At 63.8% G+C, this 26591-nt stretch carries 25 protein-coding genes, 1 tRNA gene and 1 riboswitch; of the genes, 8 read left to right on the top strand and 18 right to left on the bottom strand.

What is annotated here, in order from left to right; all coding sequences use genetic code 11:
• Positions 1-16: 16 nt before the first annotated feature.
• The 13 genes from AB1286_RS17690 to AB1286_RS17630 all read right to left on the bottom strand — a co-directional run bounded on the left by AB1286_RS17690 (position 17) and on the right by AB1286_RS17630 (position 12749).
• A complete protein-coding gene (locus AB1286_RS17690) occupies positions 17-1195 on the bottom strand; it encodes a beta-ketoacyl-[acyl-carrier-protein] synthase family protein (protein WP_430364476.1) in 1179 nt (392 codons plus the stop codon).
• On the bottom strand, positions 1192-3627 hold the full coding sequence (locus AB1286_RS17685) for an MMPL family transporter (protein ID WP_430364475.1): 2436 nt from the start codon (positions 3625-3627) through the stop codon (positions 1192-1194). The genes AB1286_RS17690 and AB1286_RS17685 overlap by 4 nt, the downstream gene beginning before the upstream one ends.
• A gap of 2 nt (positions 3628-3629) precedes the next feature.
• A complete protein-coding gene (locus AB1286_RS17680) occupies positions 3630-4307 on the bottom strand; it encodes an outer membrane lipoprotein carrier protein LolA (protein WP_430364474.1) in 678 nt (225 codons plus the stop codon).
• Positions 4304-4726, bottom strand: coding sequence for an acyl-CoA thioesterase (locus AB1286_RS17675; RefSeq protein WP_430364473.1), 423 nt, complete (start codon positions 4724-4726; stop codon positions 4304-4306). The genes AB1286_RS17680 and AB1286_RS17675 overlap by 4 nt, the downstream gene beginning before the upstream one ends.
• Positions 4727-6337, bottom strand: coding sequence for an HAL/PAL/TAL family ammonia-lyase (locus AB1286_RS17670; RefSeq protein ID WP_430364472.1), 1611 nt, complete (start codon positions 6335-6337; stop codon positions 4727-4729). It abuts the gene before it with no gap.
• Complete coding sequence (locus AB1286_RS17665; protein WP_430364471.1) at positions 6324-8042, bottom strand: glycosyltransferase family 2 protein; 1719 nt, start codon at positions 8040-8042, stop codon at positions 6324-6326. Before AB1286_RS17665 ends, AB1286_RS17670 begins: the two co-directional genes overlap by 14 nt.
• Positions 8039-9733 (bottom strand): AMP-binding protein, encoded by a 1695-nt coding sequence (locus AB1286_RS17660; protein ID WP_430364470.1) that lies wholly within the window; start codon positions 9731-9733, stop codon positions 8039-8041. The genes AB1286_RS17665 and AB1286_RS17660 overlap by 4 nt, the downstream gene beginning before the upstream one ends.
• Positions 9730-10287, bottom strand: coding sequence for a hypothetical protein (locus tag AB1286_RS17655; RefSeq protein ID WP_430364469.1), 558 nt, complete (start codon positions 10285-10287; stop codon positions 9730-9732). Before AB1286_RS17655 ends, AB1286_RS17660 begins: the two co-directional genes overlap by 4 nt.
• 70 nt (positions 10288-10357) lie before the next feature.
• Positions 10358-10603, bottom strand: a complete 246-nt coding sequence (locus AB1286_RS17650) for an acyl carrier protein (RefSeq protein ID WP_430364468.1) — start codon at positions 10601-10603, stop codon at positions 10358-10360.
• Positions 10604-10606: 3 nt separating this feature from the next.
• Positions 10607-10906: a phosphopantetheine-binding protein gene (locus tag AB1286_RS17645; protein WP_430364467.1), complete on the bottom strand. Its 300-nt coding sequence runs from the start codon at positions 10904-10906 to the stop codon at positions 10607-10609.
• A complete protein-coding gene (locus tag AB1286_RS17640) occupies positions 10881-11672 on the bottom strand; it encodes a lysophospholipid acyltransferase family protein (protein WP_430364466.1) in 792 nt (263 codons plus the stop codon). The genes AB1286_RS17645 and AB1286_RS17640 overlap by 26 nt, the downstream gene beginning before the upstream one ends.
• Positions 11673-11683: 11 nt before the next feature.
• Entirely contained in the window at positions 11684-12376 is a 693-nt protein-coding gene (locus AB1286_RS17635; RefSeq protein WP_430364465.1) for a beta-ketoacyl synthase chain length factor, read from the bottom strand.
• A 163-nt stretch (positions 12377-12539) separates the two neighbouring features.
• The gene (locus AB1286_RS17630; RefSeq protein WP_430364464.1) at positions 12540-12749 is read right to left on the bottom strand and encodes a hypothetical protein; all 210 of its coding nucleotides are present in this window, start codon (positions 12747-12749) and stop codon (positions 12540-12542) included.
• Positions 12750-12771: 22 nt separating this feature from the next.
• Positions 12772-13038, top strand: a riboswitch (yybP-ykoY riboswitch).
• Between the two features lie 6 nt (positions 13039-13044).
• Here AB1286_RS17630 and AB1286_RS17625 point away from each other — a divergent pair.
• On the top strand, positions 13045-13617 hold the full coding sequence (locus AB1286_RS17625; RefSeq protein ID WP_430364463.1) for a TMEM165/GDT1 family protein: 573 nt from the start codon (positions 13045-13047) through the stop codon (positions 13615-13617).
• A 121-nt stretch (positions 13618-13738) separates the two neighbouring features.
• On the opposite strand, the gene AB1286_RS17620 is transcribed toward AB1286_RS17625, so the two are convergent.
• Entirely contained in the window at positions 13739-14440 is a 702-nt protein-coding gene (locus AB1286_RS17620) for a DUF4136 domain-containing protein (protein WP_430364462.1), read from the bottom strand.
• 199 nt (positions 14441-14639) lie between these two features.
• Between AB1286_RS17620 and pepN the strand changes: the two genes are divergently transcribed.
• The 4 genes from pepN (at position 14640) to AB1286_RS17600 (ending at position 20015) form a co-directional block, all read left to right on the top strand.
• Entirely contained in the window at positions 14640-17333 is a 2694-nt protein-coding gene (pepN, locus tag AB1286_RS17615) for an aminopeptidase N (RefSeq protein ID WP_430364461.1), read from the top strand.
• A 204-nt stretch (positions 17334-17537) separates the two neighbouring features.
• The gene (locus AB1286_RS17610) at positions 17538-18554 is read left to right on the top strand and encodes a class 1 fructose-bisphosphatase (protein WP_430364460.1); all 1017 of its coding nucleotides are present in this window, start codon (positions 17538-17540) and stop codon (positions 18552-18554) included.
• Between the two features lie 60 nt (positions 18555-18614).
• Positions 18615-18690 (top strand) — tRNA-Thr (locus AB1286_RS17605).
• 464 nt (positions 18691-19154) lie between these two features.
• Complete coding sequence (locus tag AB1286_RS17600; RefSeq protein WP_430364459.1) at positions 19155-20015, top strand: DUF3800 domain-containing protein; 861 nt, start codon at positions 19155-19157, stop codon at positions 20013-20015.
• Between the two features lie 239 nt (positions 20016-20254).
• Here the strand turns inward: AB1286_RS17600 and AB1286_RS17595 are convergent, their stop codons facing one another.
• From AB1286_RS17595 to AB1286_RS17585, 3 genes are all read right to left on the bottom strand, one after another.
• Complete coding sequence (locus AB1286_RS17595) at positions 20255-21178, bottom strand: DMT family transporter (protein WP_430364458.1); 924 nt, start codon at positions 21176-21178, stop codon at positions 20255-20257.
• An 82-nt stretch (positions 21179-21260) separates the two neighbouring features.
• Positions 21261-22058 (bottom strand): AraC family transcriptional regulator, encoded by a 798-nt coding sequence (locus AB1286_RS17590; protein WP_430364457.1) that lies wholly within the window; start codon positions 22056-22058, stop codon positions 21261-21263.
• Between the two features lies 1 nt (position 22059).
• Positions 22060-22998: a LysR substrate-binding domain-containing protein gene (locus tag AB1286_RS17585; protein ID WP_430364456.1), complete on the bottom strand. Its 939-nt coding sequence runs from the start codon at positions 22996-22998 to the stop codon at positions 22060-22062.
• 130 nt (positions 22999-23128) lie between these two features.
• Here AB1286_RS17585 and AB1286_RS17580 point away from each other — a divergent pair, with 130 nt between their 5' ends.
• The 3 genes from AB1286_RS17580 to AB1286_RS17570 all read left to right on the top strand — a co-directional run bounded on the left by AB1286_RS17580 (position 23129) and on the right by AB1286_RS17570 (position 25295).
• Positions 23129-24247 (top strand): aldo/keto reductase, encoded by a 1119-nt coding sequence (locus AB1286_RS17580; RefSeq protein WP_430364455.1) that lies wholly within the window; start codon positions 23129-23131, stop codon positions 24245-24247.
• A 273-nt stretch (positions 24248-24520) separates the two neighbouring features.
• Positions 24521-24670, top strand: coding sequence for a hypothetical protein (locus tag AB1286_RS17575; RefSeq protein WP_430364454.1), 150 nt, complete (start codon positions 24521-24523; stop codon positions 24668-24670).
• A gap of 28 nt (positions 24671-24698) precedes the next feature.
• Complete coding sequence (locus AB1286_RS17570) at positions 24699-25295, top strand: chorismate mutase (protein ID WP_430364453.1); 597 nt, start codon at positions 24699-24701, stop codon at positions 25293-25295.
• A 14-nt stretch (positions 25296-25309) separates the two neighbouring features.
• Here the strand turns inward: AB1286_RS17570 and AB1286_RS17565 are convergent, their stop codons facing one another.
• Positions 25310-26479, bottom strand: a complete 1170-nt coding sequence (locus tag AB1286_RS17565; protein ID WP_430364452.1) for an exonuclease domain-containing protein — start codon at positions 26477-26479, stop codon at positions 25310-25312.
• Positions 26480-26591 lie beyond the last annotated feature (112 nt).

Genomic DNA, 26591 nt, shown 5'->3' with positions numbered 1-26591 from the left:
AAATGTCGTCAATCGTTCATCGCGCGAGCACGAGGCTCACGTTGCTGCCGCCAAAAGCAAACGAGTTGCTCATCACGGCGTGTCCGGTCGGCAGGCACCGGTCTTCCTGGACCAAATCGAGCACCGGCAACGCCGGGTCGGCCACGCCGTCCCAGAGATGACGCGGCAACTTAGCGCCTGCACGCACAAGCGTGAGCCAAGCGAACCCGAGTTCCGTCGCACCGGCGGCACCGAGCGTGTGGCCCGTCAGCGGCTTCGTGCCGCTCGCGCAAACACCGTCCGGGAAGACGCGCGACATGAGTCGCGCCTCCATTTCGTCGTTCTTGCGCGTGGCCGTCGCATGCAGATTCACGTAGCCGATCGAGCGCGCCGTCATGCCCGCATCGGCCAACGCCGCGCGCAGCGCCCGCTCGCCGCCGGCGCCCGACGGATCGGGCGCCGAGATATGGTGCGCATCGCTCGACTCGCCGATCCCGGCCAACCTGGCGGGCCCCGGCTCGCGGCTCATCAGAAACACGGCCGCGCCTTCGCCGACATTGATGCCGGCGCGGTTCGCGCTCATCGGATTCGTCAGCGCGAGGCTCGTCGATTCGAGGGCCGCGAAGCCGCGCACCGTCAACTCGCAAAGCGAATCGACCCCGCCCGCGACGACCGCATCGCAAAGACCGAGTTGCAACAAGCGCCGTGCGGACGCAAATGCCTTCGCGCTAGAGGTACAAGCCGTCGAAATCGTGAAAGCGGGACCTTGCAGACCTAGCGCGGCGGCCGCGAACGGCGCGCTGCTGCCGATCTCCATCTGTACATAATCGAACGGTGCGTCGCTCGCGCCGGGCTCGCGCGGCGCGCCGAATGCGGCCTCGCCCGCACCGATGCCCGACGTGCTCGTCCCGAGGACGACGCCGATTCGCGCCGCGCCGTAGCGTGCGCTGGCCGCTTGAATCTCGGGCTCGATCTGCGCGAGCGCCGCGAGCAGCAGCCGGTTGTTACGGCAGTCGTAACGAGCGAGCTGCGCCGGCGGCGCGATTTCGAGCGATGCTTGAACACGGCCGACATAGGCGCCGCACTCCCCGCCGAGCGCCGTCGGCCCCATCCCCGGCGACGTCCCCCGCGCAAGGGCCACGGCGATCGTATCGGTATCGGCGCCGAGCGCGTTCACCATCCCGAGGCTATGCAAATAAACGTGCGGCATCGTCATCGGCGCTCCCCTCCTTGCGGCATGCCGATCGGCGCAAGCAACACCGACACGGCGATGCCGAGCGCGAGCGTGGCGCCGAAACTTTTCAATACGGGCATCGAACTCATGGCGAGCAACCCGAACGAGAGCAGCGTCGTTGCGGCCGAAAGCGCGACACCCGTCCACACCGCGCCGAGGTCCGCCCCCTCGCGCAAGCAACCTTCGCGCAAAAACACGGCATAGTTGACGCCGACGCCGAGCACGAGCATCAGCGCGAGCCAGTTGAAGAGCGTCAGCGGCACGCCCGCATACCCGAACGCGGCCAGCGCGACCGCGACCGCGAGCACGACCGGCAACACGACGCGAACGCCGCCGCGTAGCCGATACCGCGCGGCGAGCAGCGCGCTCACGAGCGCCAATGCCGCCGCCAGCCAAAGCGCGCTATCGAACCGGTAGGCGCCGAACAAGCGCGATACGCTCGCGGCTTTATCGACGAATACGACGCCCGGCAGCACGTGCGCCAGCGCGGCAAGCGCGGGCAACTGCGCGGGGGTTGCGCCGAGCGGCATCACGATCGCCGCATATTCGGATGGGCGAGATGCATCGCCCTGGCCCACGGCACCGAGCCAGAGATGACGATACGGCTGCGACCACGGCGCCGAGAGCCACGCGTTAAGCGTGAGTGGCGCCGCGTCGCGATGCGTCCATGCATCGACGTATCGATCGGCCGCCTCCTCACGCAGACCGCCGCCGATCAGCACGGCACGCATGGCCTCGGGAGAACGCAGTGCCCCCGACTCGAGCAACGCAAGATTCGCCTCCTGGCGCCGAGCAGAAGGAACGAATTGCGACACCGACTGCCAGCCGGCCAACCGCCGCCCGCCGAGCGGCGCGTCCAGTCGCTCGCCGAGCGCTTCGCAGCGTTCGAGCACCGCTTCGGGAGTCGCCCCTTTGACGACGAACATACGGGCGCCGTCATCGACGCCGATCGCTTCTCGCACGGCGCGCTCTTGCGTCGCAAGCGCGCGATCGCGTTGCACGAGCAGGTGAATATCGTCGTCGCTCGTCAAACGCATCCATCCCGGCAGCGCCGCCGCCAGCACGAGTGCGGCGACGAACCACGCGCGGCGGCCATCGAGCACCGCACGCCAGATCGAGAGCAGACGCGCGGCACCGTGGAATAGATCGATCGGCGTTCGGCGTGCCGCGCGGCGAAGCAAGACGGGCAACAACGAGGTGACGGCGAGAAATGCCGCGCCGATGCCCACCATCGCGAAGCAGGCGATTTGCTTGAGCGCCGGGAACGGGGCCCACATGAGGATCGCGTAGCCGAGCAAACTGGTCGCCAAGGCGACGAGCAGCGCGGGGCGCACCTCGCGCAAGCCGCGCTGCGCATCCCACTGCCCCGCGGTGCTCAAATAGACGACGAAATACTGAATCGAATAATCGACTGCTTCGCCGATCAAACTCGCACCGAACACGAGCGTGAGCAAATGCAGTTGGCCGAAGACGGCCATTGTGACGGCCAACGCGCAACCGATACCGATCGCCGTCGAAACGAACCCCAACGCGATGAGCCGCGGCGAACGGAAGATCCAGAGCATCAGCAGCGCAATGCCGCAGGTGGACCACAGACCGATCCGATGCACGTCCTCTTCCGACGCGCGCCGCGCCGCATCGGCGTAAAACACCGCGCCCGTCCGGGCGACTCGCACGTCCGGAAATGCCTGCGTCGAGATGCTTAGCGCGGCGGCGGTCGCTTGACGAACCGCGTGCTGAACCGATGTCTCGTAGGCCGATCCGGGCAGCGTGGCCGTGATCAGCACGCTCGTCGCCGTCCCTCGATGCGCAACAAGCAGGCCGTCTTCGACGGTAAGGTTCGTGTCCCCGAGCGGCAGCGCGCCGAGCCACCGGCTCAGCCAGCCGAACGGATCGTCGGCGAGCGGCGCGGCGAGCCCCGCACGCAGCGGATCGAACAGCCGCTCGGCCAATAAACCGGGCAACGCAGCCGAGCCCGAGGCCAGGGCCGCACGATCGGCCGATGTCAGCAACGCGAAACGATAAGGAAGATAAAAACGTGCGACCTGCGTGACGTCGAACGGCGGGATTTCGGTCAGTACATGACGAAAGGCACCGCTCGCCGCAAGCGATTGCCCGAGCCGCCGCGCGGCCGCTTTCGCATGAGCCGCGTCGTCGCTGGTCACGAGATAGACCGCGCGTTCGCCCATCGTGGAGGCGAGCGCGTCCAGCGCCTGCTCGGCGACGGGATCGGCTTCGGTCTTCGGCAACAACGCGAGTAGATTCGTCTGTAACGGCGGCTTGGCCGCGAGGTTGCCCCATGCGGGCCCGGCGAAACGCCAGCTGCAATAGCCGATCGCGATACACGCGATCGCGATCCAAACGAGCAAGACGCCGAGGCGCGCTTTTACTTGCGCTGGTTGCGCGACTCGCATCGTCAGTGCGCTCCGAACAGCGCCGCTTCGGCGCTTGACAGGCTGTCGACGCCCTCGCTACCCGAGAACTCGATGCGGGTCGTATCGCCGTTAGCCGACGTGATCTCGAGCGTGTTCAAGAACGCACCGCCTTCCATGCGCAGCGATTTCACCGCCTGCGCGAGTTGCGGCTGATTCGGCGTGAGCAACAAGCGCCACTTTGCGGGCGTGCCGTCGGCCGCCACGTCGAACTGCGAATAGAGCGCCGACAAATCCCCGCCGAGCATCGCGCGCATCATCTGCGACACTTGCGCGATACCGCCGCGCGAGCGGCCCTGCGTCGTGCGTACGCCGTTCGCATCGATCTTCTCGACGCCGGCATCGCCGATAACGTAGGTCACCCGATACGGTGTCTCCGTGCGCCAGATCACACCGCGATCGCGCATGAAGACAAGCGTGCCCGTGCTCACGAGCGGCGCCGACAACGCCGCGAGCGTTTGCGTTTGGCGAAACTGCGCACGCACGCCCGTCTTATGGGCCAACTGCGCGGCGATCCGAGCGACGAGTCCGGCTTGCGCGCTCGCTGCAACGGCGGGCGCATCGGCGGCGACCGCCGTCGTCGAACCCACCGTCGAAGCGACCAGTGCGCAAGCCGCGAAGACGGCCGTGAAGTTCGGCCGTCGCATCGAACGAATGCTCATCGTTGCCCCAGCTTTTCGAAAACGACCGGCGGCGAGACGAACTGCAACTCGTGCGTTGCGGCGCAAACGGCGACTTGAATCGTGTATCCCTTCGTCAGGCGCTCGCCCGATGCCACGTCGACGATCGTGTAGCCGATCTTCAGCCGGTTCTCGAACTCGAGCAGCTCGGTACGCACTTCGAGCGTCTGGCCGTACACGGCGGGCCGCACGTACTTCAAATGCGCTTCCACGATCGGCCAGAGATAGCCCGACGCCTGCATCGCCGGATAGTCGTAATCGAACACGCGCAGCAGCGCGGCGCGACCGATCTCGAAGTATTTCAGATAGTTGCCGTGCCAGCAGACGTTCATTGCATCGACGTCGTGAAACGGCACTTCGACACGCGCGCAGGCCGTCACCGGAAAGCGAGTTCTGTCCATTCAGCGCACCGCCTCGTCATACGCGCGCGGCGCGCAAGCCTTGACCAGATCGCCGTCGGCAATGGTTTGCGTGAGCGCCCGCAACTCTCGCTCGAGCGGACGATCTTCGCCGACGAACGGCGAAAGCGCGCCCACGCGTTCGACGAAATCCGCCAACGGCTGCGTGAGCGACGTGCCCGGCGTGACCGACAAGCGCAGCCGCGCCGCCTGCACGGCCGCAAGCGTATGGGCGGCGGCAACCTGTTCCGTCAACTCGAGCACGCGCAGGCAGTCGCGCGCCGCGATCGTGCCCATGCTGACCTTGTCTTGGTTATGCGCTTCGGTCGAGCGCGAGAAAACGCTGGCCGGCATCGTCAGTTTCAGGGCCTCCGCCGTCCATGCGGACGACGAGATCTGTACCGCCTTGAACCCATGACAAATCGGCGCGCGCGCGAGACTGGCGCCCGATAGATTGCGCGGCAAACCGTTGTTGAACTTGTCGTCGACGATCAGCGCAAACTGCCGGTCCATCAAATCGGCCAGATTCGCGACCGCCGTCTTCAGCGCATCCATCGCGAACGCGATATGGCCGCCGTAGAAGTTGCCGCCGTGCAAAACGCGCTCGCCGTCCACATCGACGAGCGGATTGTCGTTCGCGCTGTTCAGTTCGTTCTCGACGTCGCGGCGCACCCAGGACAGCGCATCTTGCGCCACGCCGATGACATGCGGCGCGCAGCGGATCGAGTAGCGATCCTGCAAGCGTTGCCCCACCGTATCTTCGCGCCCCGCGAGGTCGTCGCGGATCCATGCGGCGGCTTGCGCCTGCCCCGCATGAGGCTTGACCTCGAAGATCGTCGCGTCGAAGTGCGCGGCGCGTCCGTCGAGCGCGACCGTGCACAGGGCCGTCAGACGCGCCGCCAGCCGCGTCAATTGGGCCGCGCGCACGAAAGCGAGACAAGCGAGCCCCGTCATCACGGCCGTACCGTTCATCAACGCGAGCCCTTCTTTCGGCGCGAGTTGCAACGGCACGCGGCCGAGCTCGGCCCACACCTCGCCGGCTTCGCGCACTTGCCCGCCGAACGCCACCTCGCGCTCTCCGACAAGCGCCGCGGCGACATACGACAGCGGCGTTAGATCGCCGCTCGCGCCGACCGACCCTTCGGCCGGAATGCGCGGCAAGACATCGAAGTTGATCAGATCGGCGAGCCGTTCGAGCAATACCATGCGCACGCCCGAATAACCGTAGGCGAGCGAGTTGAGCCGCGCGGCCACGACGGCGCGCGTCTCCGCGGGATCGAGCAGACGTCCCATGCCGCAGCCGTGGTAGCGCGTCAACTGCAACGGTAGCGCTTCGACGAGTTCGGGCGGCACGCTCACGACGCACGCATCGCCATACCCGGTATTGACGCCGTAGACCGTTGCGCCCGCATCGAGCCGCGCACGCAAGAACGCGGCGCCGCGCTCGATGTGCGCGCGCCACGCGCTGTCGCCGTTGAGTGCGACGCCGGCTTGACCCGCGGCGATCGCCGCCACGTCCTCGATCGTGAGCTTGCGCCCGCCGATCTGCACGGCTTTGCAAGCCCCTCGTACTTCTGGCGCGGTCCGACGCGCAGTCAAATCATCTTCGGCCATTGCCTTCTCCACTCTGGCGCGCCCAGAAATCGAAAAAATTGAACCATTGGAACGGGGCCTTGCGGCAGTAGTATTCGAGGCGCTCCGCATAGCGGCGAGCGTGCGCCGCTAGATGGGCCGCCCGCTCGCGCCGCGGCAACGCGATACGCTCGGCGAACGGTTCGAAATAAAGCCGATGGCTGCCCGCTTCCTTCAAGCAAAAGAACAAATAGACGGGACAGCCGAGCGCATGCGCGAGCACGTACGGCCCTTGGGCGAACGGCGCGCTGGCACCGAGGAACGGCGCTTGCACGACGCGACCCGATTCATGGGCCGGCACGCGATCGCCGACGATGACGAGCAACTCGCCCGCATCGATGCGCTCTTGCATCATCATCGCCGTTTCGGGACCGAAGTCGGCGACTTCGACCATCCGGCTCGCGAAATCGCGATGAGCGCCCGCGAGCACGCTATTGAAGCGGCGCGCGTGCTCCGTGTAGACGACGGCTGTCACCTTGGCGCGCGAGCCGCGGACCGCCAGCGCGCGCGTCATCTCAAGGTTGCCGAGATGCGCGCCGATGACGAGCGCGCCCTTCCCGCTCGCAACCAGCGCTTCGAACGCCGAAGGATCGTCGAACTCGATACCCGCATGCTGCAAGCGTCCGGTCCAGGCCGCGAGCTTATCGAGGCCCGCTTCGGCGAAGGCGAACATCTGCCGATAAGCCGAGCGCCAACCGGGCCGCGGGGTCGTGCGCTCGGGCGCGCTTTCTTGCAGATGCTCGAAATAACGCCGCGATTCGGCGCGTGCCGCGCGCCCCGTCAGCACGAAATAGGCGACGATGGGATGGAGCCAAAGCCGCGTGACGCGCATACCGAGCACCCGGCAACTAAGCGCGAGCAAGCGCATGCCGGTGCGGCTGCCGCGCTCGGCGATACGCCACCAGCCGGGCTGCACGCCCGAGTCGGCTGTGCGCCGGCTTGAGCGCGGCAACATTTTGCGCGCGAGCAGCAGCGGCAAACGCGCGAGCATTCCCGCGACGAGGCGGACGTGACTGCCGCTGATGCGCACGTTATCGCGCACGACATCGAAGTGCGATAGGCCGCCGGCCGCATAGGTCACGCGCGTGGGGATCGTGACGAAGCGCAACGCGCGCCACGACAAGCGCACGAGGATTTCGATATCGAAATCCATGCGGGTGGGCAGCTTCACCGTTTCGATGAGCGCGCACGCCGCATCGAGCGGATACAGACGAAAGCCGCACATCGAATCGGGAATCGCGAACGATAGCGTTTCGATCCACACCCAGACATGCGTCAAATAGCGGCCGTACAACCGCGCTTTCGGCACGCTCTCGTCATAGACGGGCCGCCCGAGCACGACCGCATCGGGTGCGGCGCGCGCCGCATCGAGGAATCGAGGCACGTCGGCTGCATCGTGCTGACCGTCCGCATCGATCTGCAACGCATGCGTGAAGCCCGCCTTGCGCGCCGCAAGCAACCCCGCCATCACCGCGGCGCCCTTGCCGCCATTGACGGGCAAGCGCAATAGCGACACTTGCGGCGCGAAGCGTCGAGCCAGCTCGGCGAGGACCGCTTGCGTCGCTTCGTTGCTGCCGTCGTCGACGACGAAAATCGGCAACGCGTACGGCAAGAGCCGCTCGAGCGTGCCGCCGATCTCGTCCTTGTGGTTATAGATCGGGATGACGATCGCAGCCCGCAGGGTCATGCCGCCCCCTGGTAGGCGATGACGCCCGACGCGCTGTCGCGCTGACCTAGACGAAACGCGAAGCGCATTTTGCGGCGCACCTCGTCATGCGAGAGCGTCAGATGCAAAATCGCGCCGGGCGGTACCGGGGCCATGAACTTCAGTCGCTCCACGGCCTGCATCGAACGCACCTGGGGCCAATGTTCGGCGCCCAATTGCACGGCCCAATCGATCTGCACGACGCCTGGCAAGATCGGCAAACCCGGGAAGTGTCCGGTGAAGTGAACGAGCGTCGCCGGCACGCGCAACTCGTAATGCAGCACCCCTTCGTGCGCGCACTGCGCGAGCACTTCCATACCTTGTGCGCGCGCATCGAACGCAGCCGCGACGGCTGCGGCCGGCAATTTGCCTCGCCCGTCGAACGGCAGCGCCGCGCAAAAGCGCCAGCGCCGCGGCAACACCACGGCATCGACATAATCGGCCAAGTGCGCCCGCAGCGTCTTCGCCAAAGCGACACGCCCGCCTTCGAGCAACGCCGCGCCGCCCTCGGAGGTCAGCGCAACTAATACACCAAGCCGCTCGCGCGCCGCGCCCGGCAGGACCACCGCGGCGGCTTGCGTCACATAGGGATGACGAGCGAGATGCGTCTCGATCTCAGGCAGCGACACGCGCTTGCCGTCGAGTTTGACGACGCGATCGAGGCGCCCCTTCAACCGAAAACGGCCGTCTTCGTCGAACGAAACGGCGTCGTCCGTTCGATGCCAACCGTCATGCCCGAGATGCGGCGAGCGCACAACCAAAGCCCCGTCGGCATCGCATTTGAGTTCGGCGCCGGGCACTGCCTGCCAAGCATCCGACACGTCACGCCGGCGCCAAGCGATTCCGCCCGTTTCGGTACTGCCGAAAATCTCGACGGGCGCCGCGCCGAACTGACTCGCATAGGCGTTCGCCGTTTCTTCGCCGAGGGGCCCGCCCGACGAAAAGTACACACACGGCGCGGGGGAAAGCGCATCGAAACCCGGCAACGCCAACCAGCGATCGAGGTGCGAAGGACTCGACACCACGGCCGCGCGGCCGACACGCTCGAGACGCGCCTGCAATTGCAGCGGCTCGGCGCAACTTGCGCGGTCGAACGCGCGTCCCGCCGCGAGCGGCCAAAACACGCGAAACAGCAGACCGTAAATGTGCCGATGGGGCACGCTGGCGAGCATGGGCGCCTGCCCAAGCATGGCGCCCCACTGCGTCTCGAGCGTGCGCACTTCGGCATCGAACTGCGCGAGCGTCTTGCTCACGGCCTTGGGCACCCCACTGCTGCCCGAGGTGTAAAGCGTGAGCGGCGCATTCGGGTCGATGCGGCGGCCGTGCATCGCCGCTCCGACACACGCATCGACCACCGGCAACTCGGCCGCGGTCAGCAATACGTCGTAGCACGGCCCCAGCATCGCCAAGTACGCGGGCGTCGACGTCGATGGAATGATCGGCTCCTTGCCGCACGCGAGCGAGGCGAACAAGGCGCAGACGAACTCGAACGGATCGTCGAGACAAATCGCGACGCGCTGGCCCATTTGTAGCTCGAGCCAACTCACATAGGCCGCCACGCGCGTCTTGAATGCGCCGAAATCGAGCGTCGAAGTGTGGTCGAGACACACTGCCGTGCCGTCCTCGCGCGGAGCCCATGGCAACTCGTGCAATGCAACGAACGATGCGTTCAACGCGTTTTCTCCCGCAAAACGAACGCATGACGCCAAGCAATTTCCCCTGCGATCAACACGCCGATCAATAGATAAGTGATAACACCGTTGTAAAGCGCCCACTGCGCACGCGAACCCCAGAGCGCGCAGGCCGCCGACACCGCGCCGTTGATCGCGAAAAAGGCGCACCAAACCTGCGTGACGCAGCGCGTATAGCGCACGGCATCCGCATCGAGCTCGGGCCGGCGCACGCGCGCGAACTTCTCGATCATCGACGGACCGCCGCCAAACAGCGTGGCGCCGAATGCGACGAGCATCGAGACGTTGACGACGATCGGATACGCGCGCAGCAGCGACTCGCTGTCGGTGATGGCAATCGTCGCCGACAAGCCGGTCATCGCAAGCGCTGCCGCCCACTCCAAGCGCGTGAACCGGGCGAGCAGCGCGCCGATGCTGCCGGCGCCGAGCCAACGTTGCAGCCAGAGCAGCGAGAGCAACGCCACGCCGATGAAGCGCGGCGAGCCGATACGCAAGAACGCGAGAATGACGACGGGATAGGCGATCTTCAAAGCCACGCTCGCCACCGTGCGCAGGCGCCGACAGGGCTTCTCGTGGGCCTCCCGCGCCGCGGCCGACTGCATCGGGCTAAGCCGCCAACAACGCTTCGACGGCAGCGATCACGTCGCCGACCGTGCGCACCGTTTTGAACTCTTCGGGTTTGATGCGGCGTCCCGTCATTTCCTGAAGCTTGATCGCGAGATCGACGGCGTCGATGCTGTCGAGGTCGAGGTCTTCGAACAGATGCGCGTCGGGCGTTACGCGCTCCGGCTCGATCGCGAAATTTTCGCTGAAGATGGCGCGAATGCGCTCGAGAATTTCGATATCGGTCACGGTCTACTCCCCTTGCGTTGCGGTGTCGCTATCGGCCTGCGCCGTTACTCGCTGGCTTTGCACAAGCGCCGCGAGCGTATTGATGGAACGGAAATGTTCACGCGTGCGCTCGTCGTTTGCGGCAATCGTCAACGCATAGTGTTTGCGCAGTACGATGCCGATTTCGAGCGCGTCGATCGAATCGAGGCCGACCCCGTCCGCATCGAACAGCGGCGCGTCGTCGTCGATATCCTCGGGGCGCAAATCTTCGAGATCGAGCGCCTCGATCAACAACTGCTTAATTTCTAGTTTTAAAGAATCCATACTCAAACAAATGCTCGGTGATGTGTACTTGAACTGCTTGGGCGACGACGCGCGCGGCGGCGGCATGCGGCGTATCCGGCGCGGCGAAGCGCTCGAGCGCGAGCGGCTCCAGTGCGGCGACGCGCATATGAAAAGGCCGTGACGGCACGTGATACCAGCGCATTCGCTTCGTGAAAGCGGGCGGATCGCAGTCGATGAGCACCGGTCGAATGGCCACGCCCGAGCGCAGGGCCATATGCGCGAAGCCGCGCGAGAACGGATGCAGGCGATCGCCGCCGGGACTGCGCGTCCCCTCCGGAAAAATGATCATCGTGTAGCCGGCCGATAGCTGGCGTGCCCCCGCCTCCACCAACTCGGACGGATCGGCGTTGCTCACGTATTGAGCGGCGCGCACGATACCCCAAAAACACGGGTTGCCCCAATGCACGTTCTTGACGACGCAGCAGGCGCGCGGAATGAGCGCGAGCAGAACCATTACGTCGAGGTACGTCGGATGGTTCGCCACGATGATCGACGGCCCGCGAACGCGAATCGCCTGCACCCCGCTCGCGTCGAGCCTCATGACGCCGATGACTTGCAGCAGGAAGACGAGCGCGCGAAAGAAGTGGTGAATGACCGAGGCGACGACGCGTTGACGCGACGCGCGATGCGGCCACAGCCAGGCGAACGGAAACACGACTACGGAAAATAAGACGCCGCAAATGCCGAAGGCGGTGAACGCGGCACCGGTGGCTACGAGACGCCACGTCCGGCCGATACGTACCATCGCCGCCGGACTCATTGGGCACCACACGAACGCAGCGACCAGTGCCAGCGACGGCCGAGTCCTTGCCAAACCGTGGCGGCGCGCGCCCCCAACCCATGCATTAGCGCCTCGCCTTGCGTTGCAAACGCCGGGGCGCCCTGGGCGTCCAGCGCGGGACCGGCCGCGCATTCGAGCTCGGCGGGCGCATCCCGATCGAGCAAGATGGCAAGCGCGCCGGACGGCATCTCATGATCGATCTCGCCATAGCGCGCATCGGCGGGTTCGTCGGCATAGACCACGAGCACCGGCGTGCTAGGGTCCGCGCTGAATTGCGCGTGCGCCTCGAGCAGCGCATAGCCGAGCGTTTCGGCACCGGCCGAGATCGCAGTGGCGGGCGAGCGATCGCCTCGGGCGATGCCGTACACGCCCGTCATCGCATTGAGGACGGACAAGCTGAAAGCGGTGGGAGAAACAGGCTGATTTCCAACGATGTCGTCAAGCATGCTCGTCGTACGGCGCAATTCGCCGTGACGCGAAGCAAAGACGAGACGTACCGATTCCAAGTCGGACACGCAATCGTGCGCGACCTGCAATGCCATCTTGGAAAGCGAACTGAGCCGACGCCGCACGAGCGGGTCGATGAATTTAACATCGGGGGCGACTGTTGCACCGGCCGCCAAGCAAGACCACCGTGCAACTGGAATGGTCCAGCGCAAATCGAGCATTTCGTTCTTCGTCTTCGAATCAAGATCACCGGTTGCCCGGTGCGAAGATGCGAACGTCGAAAGCCCCTACGGCGCCCCCGCGTACCACACCCCGAGTTGGTCAATGTTCTTGTTGTCGTTACCCGGGCATAACGATTCAGTCTCTGCACTTAGCAAAGACCTTTCAGTTATTTTTCGTTTGTATTTCAGACGTCCCGGAAACCGCCGTGCGTGATATTACTGAAAATTCCATACCAAAAACAGCATTGCGCCTAGGCGTAGCATTCTTGCGACGTTTGCTTTTCCTCGCCATCCGGTCAAACGCCGGCAAACGCACGACGCGCCAACCTTTCAGCAGGAACGAACGCGTCGTGGGGCCGATCCGCGCTTTCATCGCATCCGCCTTGTGCTAGAATCCGCCCCTCATTGGGGAGTAGCCGCCCCGCCGCATCGTCTGCCGTCGCGGTCGCCGAATATCGACGACCGCATGCAATCCGCCCGCCGGGTTCGCTTTCGCAGCACGCATGTCTGGCGGGGGCGTCCGTCAACATACTTGGCTCGCTTAGGGGCCATGGCGGGCGCAGCCTTTGGGCCTGGCGAGACCGATGATCCTCGCGCTGCCGCTTTCAGGGCCCGGCCGTGCGTTGGATCGTCGCTCGCTCATATCTCGGCCCGAGGAAGACCATCACGTGGAACAAGCCTTTCTGATCTCGACGGGAGCCGTTGCGCTTGCCGAAATCGGCGATAAGACTCAACTTCTGTCACTCGTCCTAGCCGCGCGCTATCGCAAACCCGTGCCGATCATGCTCGGGGTGCTTGCCGCGACGCTCGTCAATCACGCGTGCGCAGGTGCGATCGGCGCTTGGCTCGGAGCGCTCATCACGCCGGGCATCATGCGCTGGGCACTCGGCGTATCGTTCGTGGTCATGGGGTTGTGGGTGCTCATCCCGGACAAACTCGATCCCAGCGAAACCCAGGTAGGACGCAGCCATCTCGGCGTGTTCGGCACGACCATCGTCACGTTCTTTCTGGCCGAGATGGGCGATAAGACTCAGATCGCCACGGTCGCCCTCGCCGCACGGTTTCATGACTTTTTCGGCGTCGTCGCCGGCACCACGCTCGGCATGATGCTCGCGAACGTACCGGCCATCTTGCTCGGGGAACGCTTCGCCCACAAGCTGCCGACCAAAGCCGTCCACGCCGTCGCTGCCGTTTTGTTCATCGTTCTGGGCGCGTTGGCGTTCGTGCGCGCGGGCGGCTAAGCTGCGCTAAGCGAATCGGCGAGGCTGGCTCAGCTCGCCCAGTTGCGAGCACGGTGCCGCTCTACGGAGCACCGTGCTTGCGCAGCGCCCTCTATATAGAGAAAGCGATCGGAGAAAGAAACTACCGGGCCGGTGCATTCGCACCCGATGCGCCTACGGGCGCGCCCGCCGCCGGCTGCGCCACGGGCACCTCGTTCGTGAGCCCGGCGGCATGTTTGTCGTAGCGTACGCGCACGGTGCGCACCGTGCCGTTGCCGAGCGGGAAGTCGGCAAGTGCGCTACGCACGAGATACGGCATCGCGCGCACGAGCGACGACTCTTCGTCGGTATTGCGCGCCGTCACGTTGTAGACCTCCTTGCCCGACGAGCGCTCGGTAATACGAATACCGAGCGTATGCGTGAACACGGGGTAGGTTTGCGTCACGTAATCGGGCGGGAAAGGCCCGAACGGCCTCCACGGCCCCATCGACCGCCAATACGGACCGGCCCACGGATTTCCGTAGAGGACGGGCTGAGTCACGGTGAGCGTATCGCCGTGGATCGAATAGGTTAGACCGACGAGATAGTGAGCCTGCGCACTCGGTACCTGCCGAAATGCGTACGGCTCCAATTCGTTCGCGACGAGTTGTTCGTAAGTTGCTTGCTCGATACTGTTTTGCTGCTCGCTCGTACGCGCGAACGCATACGTGCGAGTCGCATCGCTACCGCTCCAATTGGAGAACGCCGTCACTTGGCTCGACACGTAAGTCGTGCAGCCCGACAGCAATAAAGTCGCCGCCGCGATCCCCGGCACGACCGCTCGCCACACTCGCTCCCACTTCATATTCTTGTCCTCGCCTATCTCGTCAACCCCCGCGCTCGTTGGCGCGCATGGCCGATGATACCGCCGACCGAGCTTCGCTTCCAAAGCACGCCATCGTTTCGGCATAGTTGCCCGCGCCTTTGTACAATGTACGACTACCCTCGCGTCGAGCCCTTACCGGGGCACGCGAGCCGAAACCGGTTTCTTTCATCCATCCGCCATGTCCGATACCGTTAATCCCGCTGTGATCCGCCGGGCCGAGTACGCAGCGCCCGCTTTCCTCATCGAATCCGTCTCGCTCGAATTCGACCTCGTGCCCGAGCGCACGATCGTCAAGAACACGATGCGACTGCGCCGCAACGCCGATGCCGGGCCGGCGCCGCTCGAACTGATGGGCGAAGCGCTCGAATTCGTCAGCGCGGCGATCGACGGCAAGGCGCTCCCGGCCGATGCCGTGCGCGCGCACGAACATGGCTTGACGATCGCGGACGCGCCGGATGCCTTCACCCTCACCATCGAGAGCGCGTGCAACCCGGGCGCGAATACGACGCTCTCGGGCCTTTACGTATCGAGCGGCAACTTCTTCACGCAGTGCGAAGCCGAAGGCTTTCGCCGCATCACATACTTCCTCGATCGTCCGGATGTGATGGCCACCTTCACGGTGACGCTGCGCGCCGATAAGACGGCGTACCCGGTATTGCTCTCGAACGGCAATCTGATCGAGGAAGGCGACTTGCCCGATGGCCGCCACTTCGCGAAATGGGAAGACCCGTTCAAGAAGCCGAGCTATCTGTTCGCGCTCGTCGCGGGCAAGCTCGTCGCCATCGAGGAGCGCATCCGTACGGGATCCGGCAAGGAAAAACTGCTGCAAGTGTGGGTCGAGCCGCACGACCTCGACAAGACGCGGCATGCGATGGATTCGCTCGTCAACTCGATCCGCTGGGACGAGGAGCGTTTCGGCCTCGAACTCGATTTGGACCGCTTCATGATCGTCGCCGTCAGCGACTTCAACATGGGCGCGATGGAAAACAAAGGCCTCAACATCTTCAACACGAAGTATGTGCTGGCCAATCAAGAGACGGCGACCGATACCGATTTCGGCAACATCGAGGCCGTCGTCGGCCACGAATACTTCCACAACTGGACGGGTAACCGCGTCACATGCCGCGATTGGTTCCAGTTGAGCCTGAAGGAAGGGCTGACGGTATTTCGCGATCAAGAGTTCTCGGCCGACATGCAAGGTGGCGCAACCGACGAGGCGGCTCGCGCGGTCAAACGCATCGAAGACGTGCGCGTGCTGCGCCAAATGCAATTCGCCGAAGATGCCGGTCCGATGGCGCACCCCGTGCGGCCCGAGAGCTACGTCGAAATCAACAACTTCTATACGCTCACCGTCTACGAAAAAGGCGCGGAAGTCGTGCGGATGTACCAGACGCTGTTCGGCCGCGACGGATTCCGCAAGGGCATGGACTTGTATTTCAAGCGCCATGACGGACAAGCGGTCACGTGCGACGATTTCCGCAACGCGATGGCGGACGCGAACGGGCGCGACTTGGCGCAGTTCGAGCGTTGGTATAGCCAGGCCGGCACGCCGCGCGTATCGGTGCGCACGTCTTACGATGCGGCGTCAGCGCGCTATAGCGTGACCCTCACGCAAGGCTACGGCGAGGCGGCGCCTGCCGCGCGCGAAACGCAAAAGGGTCCGCTCTTGATCCCGTTCGCCATCGGGCTGATCGACCGAGCAGGCCGGGATATCGCACTGCGCCTCGAAGGCGAGCCGCAGGCGAAGGGCACGACGCGCGTGATCGAGCTGACGGAGCAAGAGCAAACCTTCACGTTCGTCGACGTGAAAGAGCAACCGCTGCCCTCGCTGCTGCGTAACTTCTCGGCGCCCGTCATCGTCGAATACGACTATACGAACGACGAGCTCGCGTTCCTGCTCGCGCACGACAGCGACCCGTTCAACCGCTGGGAAGCGGGACAACGGCTCGCTACGCGCGAGTTGCTGGCATTGGCCGGTCGCGTGCAAGCGGGCGAGCCGCTCGCGCTCGACGATGCGACCGTTGCCGCGTTCAGCCGCGTGCTGACCGACGAAAGTCTCTCGCCGGCATTCCGCGAACTGGCGTTGATGTTGCCGTCGGAAGCGTATTTGGCCGAACAGATGACGCAAGCCGATCCGGCCGCCGTGCACGCCGCCCGCCAATTCGCCCGCAAACGGCTCGCGACCGCGCTCAAGAACGAATGGCTCGCGATCTACGAGCGCCATACGACGCCCGGCGCATACGAGCCGACTCCGCAGGCAGCCGGCCATCGCGCGCTGAAGAACCTGGCGCTCGCTTATCTGGCCGAACTCGACGATCCGGCCGACGCGATTCGTCTGGCGAACGCGCAATACGGCGAAGCCAACAACATGACCGATCGCGCGGCCGCCCTCGCCGTGCTACTCGCGGCATCGGTTACGGCAGGCGCCGGCGTAGCGCAGAGCGCGCTCGACGACTTCTACCGCCGTTTCGAGCAAGAGCCGCTCGTCATCGACAAGTGGTTCGCGCTGCAAGCGACGCAACGCGGCACCGCCGGGCGCCCCGTCATCGACATCGTGCGCAAGCTGATGTCGCACTCGGCGTTCACGCTGCGCAATCCGAACCGCGCTCGCTCGCTAATCTTCAGCTTCTGCGCGGCGAATCCGGCGCAGTTCCATGCCGCCGACGGTTCCGGCTACGCCTTCTGGGCAGAGCAGGTCGTGGCGCTCGATGCGCTGAATCCGCAGGTAGCGGCTCGGCTCGCCCGCTCGCTCGAAATGTGGCGCCGCTATACGCCGGCGCTACGCGACCGTATGCGTGAGGCGCTCGAGCGCGTCGCGACGCAGGTCAAGTCGCGTGACGTGCGCGAGATCGTCGAAAAGGCCTTGGCATAAGCGAGGGCCCCGCGAAGCACCGTATGCGGGGCCGCGATAGACGATGAGAACGGCGCTTAGGCGCCGTTCTTCGTTTTTGCGCATGGAGTTTGCTGCAAGGGCCGCCGAAAAGGCGCCGATCGTACGGACGCTTACAAAAACGCGAAGCCTCGTCACGGCCCGCGGGTAAAATTGTCGGATTCCCATGCCTTTCGGAGCATCGCAATGTCCTTGCAACGTCGCACTACCCTGACCAAATACTTGATCGAGCAGCAGCGAGAGACGAACAATCTGCCGGCCGATTTGCGCCTGCTGATCGAAGTCGTCGCGCGCGCTTGCAAGCTCATCAGCTACCACGTGAGCAAGGGCGCGCTCGGCGAAGCGCTCGGCACGGCGGGTACCGAAAACGTCCAGGGCGAAGTACAGAAGAAGCTCGACGTCCTATCGAACGAAATTCTGCTCGACGCCAACGAATGGGGCGGCAATCTGGCGGCGATGGCGTCGGAAGAAATGGAAACGCTGTTCCCGATTCCGTCGAACTATCCGCGCGGCGAATACTTGCTCGTGTTCGATCCGCTCGACGGTTCCTCGAACATCGACGTCAACGTGTCGATCGGCACGATCTTTTCGGTACTGCGCTGCCCGGACGGACAGGAAGCGACCGAGGAGTCGTTCCTGCAACCGGGCCGGCAGCAGGTGGCGGCCGGCTACGCGGTCTATGGTCCGCAAACGGTGCTCGTGCTGACGACGGGCAACGGCGTGAACTGCTTCACGCTCGACCGCGAACTGGGTTCGTGGGTCCTCACGCACAACAACATCCAGATTCCCGCGGATACGCGCGAATACGCGATCAACGGGTCGAACGCGCGTCACTGGTACGAGCCCGTGCAGCGCTATGTGGGCGAATTGATCGCGGGCAAGACGGGCGAGCGTCAAACCGACTTCAATACGCGTTGGATCGCGTCGATGGTCGCGGACGTCCATCGCATCTTGAATCGCGGCGGCATCTTCATGTATCCGGCCGACAAGCGCACGCCCGATAAGCCGGGCAAGCTGCGGCTCATGTACGAAGCGAACCCGATGGCGTTCATCGTCGAACAGGCGGGCGGCGCGGCCACGAACGGCGTCGAGCGCATTCTCGACATCCAGCCGAAGAGCTTGCACGAGCGCGTGGCGGTGTTCCTCGGTTCGAAGAACGAGGTCGATCGCGTGACGCGCTATCACCACGAAGAAAAAAAATGATCGAAGGGGCTTGCGCACCTCCAAAAACTGTCGCTATAATCGCGTTTCTCTGATGTTGATGCCGGAATAGCTCAGACGGTAGAGCAGCGCATTCGTAATGCGAAGGTCGGGGGTTCGATTCCTCTTTCCGGCACCAGGAATTCCTGTGAAAGGCCCAGCCCGCAAAGCTGGGCCTTTTTCATTTGGCGCAAATCTGGCGTAACGAGTTTCGACGAGTGAAGAACGTCCTCAATAAGTTGGGCGACCAGTTCGTCGCCAACGACGAACGCCGAGGACACGGCCACGCGACGACTGTTGCCGTGTTCCGAGACAGGCCCCGCAATCGCGGCCAGCACGCACTCTCAAAACCCATTTAGGGAATCTAGGTAAAACAGTCCGAAGACGCAGACCGTCGCTTGATTCATCACTACCGCGTCACTATGATTGCGGCGTATTCAAGACAGCGGACACCTGGATTGGCGTCCGGATATGCAATAGGCAGGCACTCACCGCATCGGCGTGTTGTCGCCTGCGCGTCTTGCGCCCCTCTGGGTCGGGTCGTACTGCGCTGTTCGACGCAGTAGGCAGTGAGCGAGGACCACGTACGGGGCTCAACAATATGTGAGCACACAAGGCGGCGCACTTGCTTTGGGCGACGGACGCCTGCGCAACGCTTCGTATAAGCCGTCCTTTTTGGCGATTGCACTAATGCCGAGCAGTTTTTGTGTCTATATCGACGAGTCTGGGGACGAGGGATTTAAATTTCTGCCCAATGAGCAAGGAAGCTCAAGATGGTTCGTGCTTTCCGCCGTAGTGATCAGAAAGGAACGAGACCTGCACCTCGTTCACCTTGCGAAAGAAGTCCGCGCGCTGCTCAACAAAGACCGCAAGCACGCGCTGCACTTCCGCAATCTCAAACACGAGCAGCGAGTGCCATTCGTTCGGCGGATTGGTGAGTCGCCGCTCCGGCATATCCACGTACTCGTACACAAGCCGTCAATCACCGATCCCGAAAAGTTCCAGCTGGAGAAATTTTCGCTCTACCGGTACGCGACACGACTACTGCTTGAGCGCGTAAGTTGGCTGTGTCGGGATTATTATCGCCCAGTCGACGGTGGCGACGGCCGCGCGGAGTTGATCTTCTCCAATCGGTCGGCAATGTCCTATGCTGATCTTCGCGAGTATTTGCGACGCCTGCGAAACTCGGCTGAAGTGCGTATTCATTGGGACAGTGTCGAACCCGATGCTGTTAGCGCGGTGGCTCACGAACAGCTCGCCGGACTGCAAATCGCCGACGCAGTCGCAACCGGCGCATTCTATTCAGTACACCGCTCTGTCTACGGCGAAACCGAAGACGGCTATCTACGCCTGTTGGCACGCAACATCTATCGAAATCGAGGGAATGCGGACGGGTACGGGATGAAATTCTGGTGTGCCGACGCGGAAGAGAAGCGCCGAGTGCTAGCGGTAGTTGCTAACTGAGGAAAGTACTGTTGCAGGCCCCGGATTCGAGGATCCCACCCTTTCGGGCTGCCGTCTTGCGACGACCTCTACTGGCTCCGCGCTTGCCTGCAACTTGGCCAGTATATTGGGCTTTCCGAATATCGACAAGTCGCGCTGGACCAGTCTTAGAACAGCGTCGGGCTTGCCTGGCAGTCGCGGGGAGATTCATTGCCTGCGAACCAGCAAAACATCATCCGAGGTGACATAACGAGTCGGCCTCACGCATTCATCGTTGCCCGCCGCCCGGCGAGCAACAACAGCCCCACCCCGACCAAGCCAGCTCCAGCGATCTCATGTCCGGAGACTGTTTCGCCGTTGACGAGAAACGCGATCGCGGCGGAAAAAACCGGACACAGAAATAGAAAGCCACTCGTGCGAACGGCACCGCCCAGCGCGAGCGCACCGAACCATGTGCCCATCGCGCCCATCGAGGCCGGAATCGATAGCCACAACAGCGCATCCCATACAACTTGGCTCTGCGGCAGCCGGAATGTTTGCCCACTCACATAGGCAATGGCGATGAGAAGGAACGAGCCCGTCAGCATCTGCCAAAACGTCAACTCGAATGCCCCGAGCGTGGCGCCAATGCGTTTGGCCACGGTCGTGCTGGACGCCCAGCATAGCGATGCGCACGCGACCAATAGTTCACCTCGCCCTACGCCCCCACTTTTCGTCAAAGCATCGCCGCCGATACTTGCGAGCACCCCGGCGAATGCGATCAGCAAACCGAAGGCAGCTCTTCGCGACAGCGCCTCGCCGAGCACAACCGTGGATAGGACCGCGACAACGAGCGGATTGCTTGCCATCAGCAGCGCGGCGCGGGCCGCGGTCGTCTCGCGGAGTCCGAAATTGAGCAGCGCCATGACGCCCGCTGTTTGCAGCGCACCGATGACAACGACATGCAGCCATTGCACGCCCTTCGGCATACTCGGGAATCGCTGCCGCTTCACGAGCCAAAACAGCGGAATCATCGCGACCGATGCGACAAGAAATCGAACCGAAGCGAGCCAAAGCGGCGCCATATCGCGCAATACGATCTGGCTCGCGACAAACGACGAACCCTGTAAAAAAGTCGAAACGATGATTAGGCCGACATAGCGCGTGCCGGTCGCTTTGCTCGAGTAAGACGCTTCGCTGCTCATATCCCCAGGATTCCGATCAAGAGCTGAAGCGAACGATCGTATCGAGCCCGCGAAGTAGGCATCCCTTCGTTTTAGAAACGGCCTATGCCGTTTCGGACATTCGCGTATCGCCTAGGTACTGACTGGGCGTGCAGCCCATCAAGCGCTTGAACATAGCGGTGAAGGCGCTCGCGGTCTCGTAGCCGACGACCTGCCCGGCCGAGAGGACGGACTCTCCCTCGTGCAACAGGCGCAACGCCGCGAGCAGTCGCGCTTGATGGCGCCAGTTGAGAAAGCTGGCACCCGTTTCCGCCTGAAAATCCCGGGCGATCGTTCGGGTCGTACAGCCGAGCTCGCGGGCCCATTCGTTCAGCGTCCGGGGATCTGCCGCATCTCCGCGCAACGCCTCGCAGATCGCCACGAGCCGAGCGCTGATCGGCATCGTCAGCAACAAAGGCGGCTGGCTATGCCACCGCAATTCGTCGAGGATGAGCCGCATAATCCGCCCCTCATGACCCTGCTCGTCATAGTCCATTCGCATGTTGGCCGCCCGGACGAGCAACTCGCGCAGCAGCGGCGAGACTTGCACCGCTCGGCAATTTTGAGGCGCGCCTTGAGGCACTGCGTCTTGGCGTACATAGAGCGTGCGAAGCGACACCGCGCCGTGCGCACGCATCGCGTGCGCCACGCCTGCCGGGACCCAGAGCGCACGCTGCGGGGGAATGACCCACGACTGTCTCCCCGCAGTGATCTCCATCACGCCCGCGACGGCAAAGACTATCTGCGCGCGGCCATGGAAATGGACGGGAATCAGACAGCTCGGCGGATACTCCTTCGGCATCGCGGCCAAAGCGCGGTCGGAAGCCTCATAGTCGAGGTAGCGCTGGCTCTTGGCGACCATCTCACCGAGCCTCGAGCCCATCACCGCCCCGTCCGCACCTTTCCCTCAGAAAGTCGATGAACACGCGCAGCTTCAACGGCATCTGCGTCCGGCTCGGCATATAGAGCGAGAACCCGTCGAACGTCAGCGCCCAATCGTCGAGTACTCGAACGAGCCGGCCATCGGCCAGTTGCGGGCGGACGAAATCGTCGATGACATGGAGGAGCCCGACACCCTGCTCCGCCGCATTGACCATCGTACGTAAATCATTCGTCACGAACGACCCGCTCGTTTGCACCTCGAACGTTCGCCGCGAGCGTCCTTTGCCGGGCTCGGCGAATTCCCATCGATAAATCCCGCCGCTCGTCGAGAACCGATAACGCAAGCAATTGTGCTGCGCCAAATCGTCGGGCGTGACGGGCTTCGGATAGCGCGTGAAGTAGGCCGGCGAACCAGCCACCGCGATGCGCAAGGGCCCCGATAGCGGCACGGCCACCATATCGCGCGCGAGCCGCTCGCCCAGGCGAATGCCGGCATCGAAGCCCGCTCCGATGAGATCGGTCAGCCCTTCGTCCAACGCCAACTCCACCGCCACGCGCGGATACCGGCGCGCGAACTCCGCGAGGTGCGGCATGACGAGCAAATCGCTGGCGACGCGTGGAAGGTTGATACGCAACACGCCGGTCGGCTCTCCCCGTGTCTCGTCGAGCGCCTCGTACGCGGCCTCCAGCATCGACAGCGCGGGACGAACCCGATCGAGAAATTGTCCGCCCGCCTCGGTCAACGCAACGCGACGGGTCGTCCGGTTGAATAACCGAACGTTCAGTTGCGCTTCGAGCGCCCGAATCGATTGGGACAGCGCCGAGGCCGACACCCCCGCTTCCGCCGCCGCGCGTGAAAAGCTTCCATGGCGAGCCACGCTCGCGAAGGCGACAAGCGCGGGCAGTTGCGCCGGATCCATTGACCGTCTCCCGTACCGGTTTATTAAGCTGTACTTCACAATGCATGCAGTAGACGGCTATTTTTCCACAAGATCAAAAAGCGCACGATACGTTCATCGACACTTCTTACCGACGCAAGGAGCAATGAACATGACGATGAACCGCTACACGCTGCTGGGCCGCTCGGGCCTGCGCGTTTCGCCGATCTCCCTTGGCACGATGACCTTCGGCGACGAATGGGGCTGGGGTGCCAACGAAGCCACCGCGCAACGCTTATTCGACTTGTACGTGGATGAAGGCGGCAATTTCATCGACACCGCCGATCTCTATACAGAAGGCACGAGCGAACGCTATATCGGCAAATTCGTCGCCGCGCGCGGTCTGCGCGACCAACTCGTTATCGCGACTAAATATAGCTACAACGCGCAGACGGGCAATCCCAATGCGGGCGGCAATCACCGCAAGAACTTCTTGCGTGCGCTCGAAGGCTCGCTCAAGCGCTTGAACACCGACTATATCGATCTGTATTACCTGCACACTTGGGATCGCATGACGCCGGTCGACGAAGTCATGCGCGCCATGGACGATGCCGTGCGCGCAGGCAAGATCCGGTACGTCGGCTTATCGGATACGCCCGCCTGGTTTGCGGCGCGGGCCCAGACGCTCGCGCAGTGGCGCGGCTTCGAACCCGTCGCGGCCATGCAGCTCGAGTACTCGATGATCGAACGCAACGCCGAATTGGAGTTCGCCGATTTGGCGGCGGAACTCGGCATGAGTCTTGTGCCTTGGAGCCCGCTCGGGATGGGCGTGCTCTCCGGCAAATACAAACCGTCGCAAGGCGGGTTTGCCGGTAGCGGCCGGCTGGATACGGTGGCCGCGCAAAACCCCGGTGCTAAGCCGCCGCCGGGGTTCGACAAGCTGACCGAGCGCAATTTCCGGATCGTCGCCGAGCTCGAAGCCGTCGCACGCGAGGCGGGCCGCCCGATGGCGCAGGTCGCACTGAACTGGCTGCATCGCAAGCGCGGGGTCTCGAGCATTATCGTCGGCGCGACCAAGCCCGAGCAGTTGCGCGACTCGCTGGCCTCGCTCGAGTTCGAACTCGACCCGGCGCTCGCCGCTCGACTCGATCGCGTCTCCGAACCGGCTCGGCCGTTCCCGTACTACATGTTCGAAGACGGCCATCAAGCCCGTATCCATGGACATGTCGACGTCCGCAGCAAAAACGCCGATTACGATCGCCCCGTCCATGTGCCGGCTCCGCGAGCGTAATCGAATGGGCGAGGCGAAGCGCACGATGCAATAAAAACCCTGAATCCACGTGCGTCCGAACACGGACATTCGGTGAAAAGCGCCACAAGCTTTCACTCGACGCGAGCCGATACGGCATTGGCGGGTTGATTGATATTGATCAAAGAATCACCCGCCTCTCTTCAAAGAGCACGACGCTGTGCCGTTAATGCAACAAAGCGTTAAAAAAAGATTCGGCGCTGGCGCTTCGCAGGAAGCGCGTCGGATAATCGTTACGTGCCAGGAGATCAGATCATGCAAGCCAAGCCCACCAAAATCCCGCCCCCAGAAAAAGTGGCCACCCCGGACCAAGATCCGGCAGGCGTCGAGTTTTTGGCGGCTGAACTGCCTGAGCACGTGCGAGCGTTTTTCGACGAGCAGCGCAAGTCGTGCGAGCAGAAATGACGATCGCGGGCCACGGAGCCCGCGTCGAATGACGGCTAACGCGCGTCGAAAGGCGCTCTCGACAGTCGCACTTTCGCTAGTCCTTTCGCTAGCGTGCGTCGGCGCACGCGCCGATGGCGACGAAACCGCAATGACCAATCTCGTCGCGCTCGTTTCCGAGCGCCTCGCGCTCGCGCTTCCCGTTGCGCAATGGAAATGGGCAAACCATCGCTCCATTACCGATGCACCGCGCGAATCGGCTTTGCTCGCCGATGTGGAAAAGCGCGCGCAAGCGGCCAACGTCGACCCGGCCTTCGCTCGCGCATTCTTCCAAGATCAAATCGACGCCAGCAAAGAAGTGCAAACGGCGCTATTCGCGAAGTGGCGCATCTCAGCGCCGCCGGCCGGTGCCGCACCCGATTTGGCCGCAAGCACACGGCCGCAACTCGATCGGCTCACGCAAGCACTCATCCCTGCATTGGCACGGGTGCAGCCATGGCGCGCGGCCGAGGATTGTCCCGCCCGTCTCGCGCGCAGCGTAAAGAATTGGAAGACGTTGACGCGCTATGGCGCGATCGATGCGGCCGCGCTAAACACGGCGCTTGCCCACGTCTGCGCCGCGGGCGGCGTAGGCGGCGAAGGCTAGTCCCCTCGCCCGCCCTAGACGCTCGGGCTGACCTCTCGCGCCTCGGCGTCCACTGCCTCCTGCTGCCCCAACGGCGTCACGCGCAGCCCGCGCGCAAGGTGCGTCTGCAAAATACGAAACGTCATCGGCTCGAATATCGGCTCGCTTGGCGCGGCCGCGAGCGCACGCGCGGCTTCCAAGGTCTGCACGGCGCCGAGATAGCACCACCGGTCGACGACGTGAAACACGCTCTCGCAGGCGCTGTCTTGCCCGCGCTCCTCAAATACGATCGCTGTTTGGAAAGGCCACGGCGCGGCTAGCGCCTCGGTCCGGCCGATGCGTGGCTGGCGATTGTGCACCGGACGCAACGTGCCGATCCACTTCGCCTCGGTCAGCAATGCACCCACCTCGCCGCCGGTATCGCGCCATTGCACTCGACGCACCTGCTCCGCGATTCGAAGCTCACGCGCCGAACGCCGCTCCCCGGTCAAATGTGCCCGCACACGCTGGCGCACACGCACACTGCGGCCGACGTAGAGCGGTGCGTCCGACGCATCGAAAAACGCGTAGACCCCATGCCCGGCCGGCGCCGCATCGATGATGTCCTCGGTGATGTCACCCGCGATCCGGTAGCGGCGCATCGTACGATCGATGTGGGTCCGTAGCACCTCGGGCGCCCAGGCGCCATGCAAGCGTTGCCAGAATTGCCACAGGAGATCGGCATCGGCCAAGGCGCGATGGCGCGCCAGGGGCTCGAGGGCATGACGCTCGATCAGCGCGTCCAAGCCGTGGCGCTTCTCATGGGGCCACAGGGCGCGCGATAGCTTGACCGTGCAAAGCACGTCGGGATTAAACGTCAAACCGACCCGCTGAAACTCCCCGCGCAAGAATCCACGGTCGAAGCTCGCGTTGTGCGCGATGAACAAATTGCCGTCGAGCCGCTCGAAGAGCTCAGCAGCGAACGACGCAAACGTCGGTGCATCGCGCACCATATCGTCGGTGATGCCGGTCAGTGACTGGATGAATGCGGGAATGGGCTGCTCGGGGTTGACCAGTGTGCTCCAGCGGGAAACGCCGCCTTGGTCCACCTGCACGACGCCGATTTCGGTAATGCGGTGCTCCGCAACCGAACCGCCCGTGGTTTCGAGATCGACGAACGCAATTGGGGTGTCGATCAACGGGGTCGGCGAGAATGAATCTGACATGAATAAGGGCGCTCGGGTGCTTCGATTAACGAAGTATGCACCACCCGAGCGCCCTTGTAAGGATGCATGCCGCGCCTTGTGCCGTCTCGAAGACAGCGGGGCGCGGTTTGCC

Origin of the sequence: Trinickia sp. NRRL B-1857 (assembly GCF_050470685.1) — a bacterium.
GTDB lineage: Bacteria > Pseudomonadota > Gammaproteobacteria > Burkholderiales > Burkholderiaceae > Trinickia.
This window is presented reverse-complemented; position numbering and strand designations above follow the sequence as displayed.